We start from the raw sequence: 7901 nt of genomic DNA on the forward strand, positions 1-7901 counted from the left end.
TAGAGGTGTGTGGAAGGATATTACTATCCGTAGTAATCCGGATTATTATCCATGATAAATACGATTACTATTGATAGTAATATTTTTTAACACGGTATATATTATTCATCACAGAAAATTAGAGAAGAGAGAAATAGAGATGAAAAGATATGTTTTGTTTGTCTGTTTGCTTTTATCAGGTCTTGCAGGAGTATATGCTCAGTCGATAGCTCCGTTTCAGAAAGGAGATCGGATCGCCTTCGTGGGAAACAGCATTACTTGCGGTGGGCATTATCATTCATATATCTGGCTGTATTATATGACCCGTTTCCCGGATCAACGCATCGATATCTTTAACGAGGGAGTAGGTGGGGATGTAGCCGAGATGATTTACCAGCGGTTGGATAAGGTTTTCGAACATGAGCCTACGGTGGTGACGCTATCTTTTGGCATGAACGATGTCGGCTATATGGATTTTCGGAAGCCGGGGGCGGATACGATCGCCCGGAACCGGGTAGAGAAAGCTTGCCGGGATTATGCCCTTATCGAGGAGGTCTATAAGAAGTATCCGGAGGTGAGGAAAATCTTGATCGGAAGCTCTCCTTATGACGAGACTTCTCGTTTCAATAAGGTCGCTTTCCCGGGGAAGAATACGCCAATCTTGGAGATCGTGGATTTCCTGAATGCCCGGGCCCGGGAGAATCAATGGGGATTCGTGGATTTTAACCGCCCGATGGTAGCGATCAACCAATGGGAGCAAGCGGAGGATTCCATGTATACCTTATGCGGGAAGGATCGTATACATCCCTCTACGGACGGGCATCTGGTCATGGCTTATCTCTTCTTGAAGGCGCAAGGTCTGGCCGGTAAGCCGGTAGCCGATATCCGGATAGACGGAGCGGGGAAAAAGGTGACTCGCTCGGATAATTGCCGTGTCTCGGATTTGTCTGTTTCCTCGGATAACCTTACTTTTACGTACGAGGCGAAATCGCTTCCGTATCCTATCGATACCTCTTATTATGATAATGAGAAACATACGCAGGCAGATGCCTTGAGTGTTATCCCTTTTATGGATGAGATGAATTATGAGGGATTGTCCGTGAGCGGTTTGTCGGATGGATATTACGGGTTGACGATCGGTGGGGAGTTTATCGGTCGTTTTACGGCGAGGGAGTTGGAGCGAGGCATCAATATGGCTCTTCTTCAGAATACCCCGCAGTATAAACAAGCGATGAAGATCCGCCAGATGAACGAGGAACGCTGGTTGAAAGAGCGTAAGATGCGTGAATTTTATTGGGTGGAATATAACTTGATGCGGAAGACGGGCATGCTTTGGGCCTGCAACGAGGCTGCCGTGGACACCTTGCGCAAATACCGTCCCCACGACATCTTCTTGCAATGGAACGGCGACCTTTGGCTACAATACATGCACAAGGGGATTCGTGAGGATTGCGTGAATGAGCAACAGGATCTGGTTAACCAGATCTATGAGCAAAATAAACCAATCCCCTTGCGAATAGAGATCAAGAAATTTACAGACTTGTAGAGACGGGGCGTGCCCCGTCTCCCACCGACTGGAAGTATTCTAAATGTGAATTAATAGTACATATTATATGAAAAAGAAACTAGCGATATTCGTATTAAGCCAATTCTTGTTGGCCGGTTGGGCAGATGCCCAACAAGCCTATTTCATCGATGGCTATCATGGCGGTATCTACGGGCATTACCCGGTGGGGCAGACCGCCTTTATCGCCCAGAAATTAAGGCAGAATCCCAACTGGAATATCAATATCGAGATCGAGCCTGAATCATGGGAAGTCGTACGGCAACGAGACCCTGAAGGTTACGAGGCTTTCAAGCGCTTATTTAAGGATCAATCCGTGGAGAGCGGGCGGATCGAGTACGTAAACCCGACCTATGCCCAAAGTTATTTCTTCGGGACATCCGGCGAGAGCGCTATCCGCCAATTCGAATATGGAATACGGCTGATCCGGAAACATTTCCCCGAGGCGGTATTCACCACCTATTCGGCGGAGGAGCCTTGCTTTACCAGTTGCCTGCCCTATATATTGAAGTCATTCGGCTTCTCGTATGCCTCTACTAAGAACCCGAATACGATGTGGGGTGGCTACGTAAGCGCCTACGGAGGTGAGTTGGTGAATTGGGTAGGGCCGGATGGTACGAGATTTACCACCGTCCCCCGTTACGCCTGCGAGGATTTACAACCCGGCTCTTGTTGGCAGTCCATCTCGTGGTTCAATACGGAGGACTACATCCATAAATGCTTGGATGCCGGCATCCAGCACCCGGTCGGCATGTGTATCCAAGATGCCTCATGGAGCCATGGTTGGGATAAAGGCCCTTGGCTGGGACAGGATACGACGGGCTATTATACGCCGACCGCCTATAAGACTTGGCGGAATTATATCCAAGACTGTTCCGTCGGGACTACTCAGGATGATTGGCATTTCTCGCAAGAGAATGTCCTAGGTGGCTTGATGTGGGGAACGCAGGTCATGCAGCGTTTGGCCGGAGAGGTACGGGTAGCCGAGAACGCTATCGTCCGTGCGGAGAAAATGGCGGCTTACGCTCGCTTATACAAAGGCATGGAATGGCCGACTGAACGTATCGATGAGGGATGGCGCACGCTTCTATTGTCGCAGCATCATGATTGCTGGATCGTTCCTTACAATCGATTACAAGGGAAAAAGACATGGGCGGAGACGGTTACGGATTGGACTGGGGTGACCAATCAAAACAGCCGTCAGATAATTGATAACGCTTTGTCCTTATTGAAAGAAAAGGAAGGTGAATCCACGGTGTACGTATATAATACCTTGGCTACCGACCGGAATGAATTGGTGGCGGTGGAAGTTCCCGTCTCATGGAGAAACTCGGATTGGGTGGTTCTTGATAAGCAAGGAAAGAAACAACCGGCTCAATGGTTGACGGAAGACGGCATTTCAAAACTCTTGTTTCGTGCGCAAGTCCCCTCAGCCGGTTATGCCTCTTATGCGATCCGGAAGGCAGAGGATAAACAGTCTGGAACCTTGAAGGCTGAGAGACAGAAAGACGGTACGTTTCGCATGGAAAGTGATTTATACACCTTGGTGCTAAACCCCTCTAAAGGAGGTGTAATAGAAAGCTTGAAAGCGAAAGCCGTACGAGGCAAGGAATTCGTGGATAACCGGAATGAACGTGGGTTTAATGAGCTTCGGGGATATTTTATCGATGAGGGCGGTTTCCTTTCCAGTATGGATCAACCGGCTGAGGTGAGCGTGTTGGAGCAAGGGCCCTTATTCGTGAAGGTGGCTGTGAAAGGCAAGATCGGAAAGTATTCATTTACCCAAACGATCCGGTTAACGCAGGGAGAGCCTCGCATCGATATGAGTGTTAAACTGGATTGGACAGGAAACCCCCGTATTGGTGAGCCGGGTATCGAATTCCGTGCGGATAATCCTCGTAAGTCATTCTATGACGACCGTTACAAACTTCTGGTATATCTGCCTATCCAGATCGCCAACCAACAGATTTATAAGGATGCTCCGTTCGATGTTTGCGAGAGCCGGTTGGAGAATACCTTTTTCAATCGTTGGGATAGCATCAAGCATAATATCATTTTGAATTGGGTGGATGTAGCGAGCAAAGATAACTCTTGCGGTCTGTCATTATTCACGGATCATACGACCAGCTATGCGCATGGTAAGGATTTCCCATTGGCCTTGAACGTACAATACGCCGGTAAAGGCTTGTGGGGCCGGGATTATATCATAGACCGTCCGACCGAGATCTCGTATGCCTTGATCCCTCATGCCGGAACTTGGGAGAAAAGCCGTATTTGGACACAAAGCGAACGACGCAATGAGCCTTTGGTCGCGACCTTGGGCGGCGATGCTACCTTGACATCCGGTTCCCTTTTCCGGATAGAGAATAATGCCTACGAGTTGGTCTCCATGGTCTATAAAGGTAATGACCTTTACATCCGCCTATTCAATGCCCAAAGCGATGCCTCCCCTAAAACGATAACCTTCCAAGGACAAGACGTGAAAGCGAGCTTGGTGGAATTGGATAACCGTCTGGTTGAGGACTTAACCGTCACCGAGAAGAAAGGCGCCAGTTCAATGCGTCTTTCTATCCCCCGTTACGGAATAAGGACATTAAAACTAAGCTGTAAGAATATCTAATGTAGAGACGGGGCATGTCCCGTCTCTCTTTATCCCTAATTAATCCCCGTTTCTCTTGCCTCTTTCGGTGGAAAGATGTTATTTTGCATCCCGAATTAAAAGAATAGGCGTTATGTTGAAATTCTTCAAGACATGGACACTCCCTATCTCCATGTTAGCGGGTGCGATAGGGTATTTTGTTTTCGCCAATGTTACTTTTCTGGAGCCTACAAAGCCGTTCATGTACACTTTAATAGCGTATCTGACGCCCTTTTTGATTTTTGCGCAGTTGCTCCTGACCTTCTGTAAGATCTCTGTCCGGGAATTGATGCCCAGCCCTTGGCACGGTTGGCTATTGCTTATCCAAGCGATTTCCAGTTTGGTGCTTGCCGCCTTATTGCTCTGGCTGCCAATGAGAGAGGAATACCGGGATGTGTTCGAGGGAGCGATGGTCTGCCTGATTTGCCCGACCGCTACGGCGGCCGCCGTGATTACGGGTAAATTAGGGGGAAGCGCCTCTAGTCTGACTACTTATACCTTATTATCGAATCTATTAGCTGCGATTGTCGTGCCGCTGGTCTTCCCATTAGTGGAACCGCATGCCGAGATTACTTTCTTCGCCGCATTCTTGAAGATCTTGGGAAAAGTCTTCCCATTGCTGTTATTCCCGTTTTTCCTCGCTTTGTTCTTGCGTAGATTCATGCCGCCTATCCATCGCTTCCTTGCGGGGCTTCGGGATATGGCCTTTTATCTCTGGGCCGTCGCTCTAGCTATCGTGACCGGGCAGACCGTGAAATCCTTGGTCAATAGCGAGGCGGAGATTTATGTAGAAATCCTGATCGCTTTAGGCGGCTTGATAACCTGTATCGCGCAGTTTTATTGGGGAAAGCGCATCGGCACGAAATACAATGACCGTATTAGTGCCGGACAAGCCTTGGGACAAAAAAATACCGTGTTAGCGATCTGGATGTCTTACACCTATTTGAACCCTCTATCCTCCGTTGGCCCCGGAAGCTACGTGCTGTGGCAGAACATCATCAACAGCTGTCAGTTGTGGAAAAAGAGAAAAAATGAGATAAAATATTAAATATAAGATATTGGTATTTAGTATTTTATGTTTATTGAGTGTAATTTCCTTTATTTTCCTTGTTTTCTTGTTTAGTCTAATAAATGCCTTTATTTTGTTACTATTTTGTTACCCGTATTCATTGGAGTAACAAAACAAATCGCTATATTTGTATCGGTAACAAAATAAGAACATAATTATGGCGAAGAAAAAACAAGAAGTTAAATTGAAAGAACCTGTAAGGATTAGATTCAAGCAGCTTGCCAATGGCAACCAGTCTATTTATTTGGACTATTATACAGGTGATGTTATTAGAAAAGAAAATTATGTTGGCGGTAAACGGCAATATGAATTTTTGAAGTTGTACCTTATACCCGAAAAAACGAGGGAGGATAAGGCGAAGAACGAAGCTACATTGGCTCTTGCAAAAGCGATTCAGAGTAAGAGGATAGTGGAGTTACAAAATGATGCACACGGTTTTCAGAACACCAACAAGTCAAAAGCGAATGTGATTGATTATTTAATGAACATGAGAAGCCAATCTAAAGAACGTGGCAGCTTGAACTATGAAAAGACTGTTGGTAATACCATCCGTGAACTAAAGTTGTTCAGAGGGGATTACATAGCTTTTCGTGATATAGATAAGGACTTCTTAAATAGCTTTGTGGATTTCTTGAAACAAGCGAAGAAAGCAAGCAAGTTTGGTTTGTTAAAGGCTGGGGGTGTATTAAGTAATAATTCCGTTATTGCTTACTATGGGGTGCTGCGTACCGCTATAAATAGAGCCTATAAAGAGGGGATTATTACGGTCAATCCAACGAAAGAGTTTGATTTTGCCAGTAAGGTAAAAGCGGAAGTCAGCCGCAGGGAGTATTTGACAATAGAGGAATTGAAGCGGCTTATCGGGACAGAGTGCAAGTATGAGATAATGAAACAAGCCTTTCTTTTCAGTTGTTTGTGTGGGCTGCGTGTAAGCGATATAAGAAAATTGAAGTGGAACGATTTGCAGAAAAGCGGTGAAAGAATAAGAATTGAAATAAAGATGCAGAAAACAAAAGAACCGCTTTATCTGCCTATATCCGATGAAGCGTTAAAGTGGTTGCCGCAACAAAATGAAGCAAAAGGCGATGATTTGATTTTTCCTTTGACGCATGAGGGAACTATAAATAAAATACTTCAAAAATGGGCGAAAGACGCAGGGATTATTAAGCATATCTCGTTTCATGTTGCCCGGCATACCCATGCTACCATGATGCTTACATTGGGGGCTGACTTGTACACAGTTAGCAAATTGTTAGGACATAAAAATATTGCCACAACTCAAATTTATGCGAAGATTGTCGATAAGAAAAAAGAAGAAGCTATAAGTTTGATACCGAATTTGACGGACTGATTTAAAAAGAAAGTATGGTTATATCACAGTTACCGTACTTTCTTTCTTTTTTTGTCTTTGTTTAGCCGGAAAAATATATCTTTGTTTCTACTAACTGAAACATAGATTATTATGACAGAAGAAGAACTGAAAATAAAATTCGACCATATACAAGGTATATTCAATCGCTGTATCAATCATGCCAGCCAAGTTATGATAGATAATATTGCCTCTAAGTCCTTATATTTCGACGCAGAACAGGCTGATAAACTGGAACAGCAAGAATATGTTCGTACCACTGATGAGTTGGTGCAGTTATATATTCGTTATTCTGTGTTGAATGATATTCAATATTTTTATTCTGTATCTGATTTCTTTTGGGAAAGCGGTTTTTATGAATCCTTGAAATCCGATGAGAAAAGAAAATACATGTCGTTTAATCCTCTTTCATTTGATTATTCCCGGTATGAGCAAGATAATACGGTTTATGATGAAGAACTGCCTTATTTTTCTGTAATAGTTAAAACTGTTGTATTGGAAAAATATTCTGCGTACTTGCGAAAAAAGAAAGAAAGTAAGGTGCAAGCGGAAATGCAGCCACAACAGAAAGAGCCGCAACCAATTCAAGATAAATGCCAAGAGCCTAAAATTATCTCCCATATTGCTGAAACAGAAAATCCGTTTAAGTCTATTTTAAACGACAGACAAATAGCATTGTTGGTGGATTGTATCAATGAAGTGGAAATTTTCAATGCTCCTATGACTTTTGAAGATTTGAAAGCAATACTTTCCTGTAAGCCAAAAGTTATATTTAGGTCTAATAACAACAGGCAGGTAGCTTTTCTTTTTTCGGAATTAAGCAATCGTGGTTTGATAACACCTAACTGGCAATCTGTTATAGCAAAGAATAAGTTGTTTGTTACGAAGAATATAAAGAAAGATAAATATCTGAATCAAGGTGATTTAGCCACAGCCGCCAATTATGTAAAAGGGGTGGAACATGAAAAAGATTATGTAACCATCAGCAATTATATCAAACAACTGAAAAAACTTTAAGAATAGGTTAATACCTCAAACATAGCTTAATCCACTATCAAGCTATTCCTCAATACTTTTGCCCCCGTAATCGATTACAAGAAACTGGAGGGCATGCACTCCATATTGTCTAACGCAAATACTTTTGTTATATGGAAACAAGTATTGAGAAGCGAGTTGCAGAACTCGAAAATTTAGTGTTCCTTTCAAAGAATGTGCTTAGTTTTGATGAAGCGAGCAAGTTCTTGAACCTTTCAAAAAGTTACCTGTACAAGCTGACTTCGGG

General features: G+C 43.9%; 5 protein-coding genes and 1 pseudogene. All 6 read left to right on the forward strand.

What is annotated here, in order from left to right:
• Positions 1–139 precede the first annotated feature (139 nt).
• Positions 140–1525 (forward strand): SGNH/GDSL hydrolase family protein, encoded by a 1386-nt coding sequence (locus DWX84_RS13495; RefSeq protein WP_048928025.1) that lies wholly within the window; start codon positions 140–142, stop codon positions 1523–1525.
• A gap of 67 nt (positions 1526–1592) precedes the next feature.
• Entirely contained in the window at positions 1593–4163 is a 2571-nt protein-coding gene (locus tag DWX84_RS13500; protein WP_048928026.1) for a glycoside hydrolase family 38 C-terminal domain-containing protein, read from the forward strand.
• Between the two features lie 112 nt (positions 4164–4275).
• Complete coding sequence (locus DWX84_RS13505; protein ID WP_122297353.1) at positions 4276–5229, forward strand: transporter; 954 nt, start codon at positions 4276–4278, stop codon at positions 5227–5229.
• A gap of 178 nt (positions 5230–5407) precedes the next feature.
• Positions 5408–6601: a site-specific integrase gene (locus tag DWX84_RS13510; RefSeq protein ID WP_004315367.1), complete on the forward strand. Its 1194-nt coding sequence runs from the start codon at positions 5408–5410 to the stop codon at positions 6599–6601.
• A gap of 111 nt (positions 6602–6712) precedes the next feature.
• Positions 6713–7636, forward strand: coding sequence for a hypothetical protein (locus DWX84_RS13515; protein ID WP_049702057.1), 924 nt, complete (start codon positions 6713–6715; stop codon positions 7634–7636).
• A 131-nt stretch (positions 7637–7767) separates the two neighbouring features.
• Positions 7768–7901, forward strand: a pseudogene (locus tag DWX84_RS13520) (DNA-binding protein); the annotation flags it as partial.

Origin of the sequence: Parabacteroides sp. AF21-43 (assembly GCF_003635435.1) — a bacterium.
GTDB classification, from domain to species: Bacteria; Bacteroidota; Bacteroidia; order Bacteroidales; family Tannerellaceae; genus Parabacteroides; species Parabacteroides distasonis.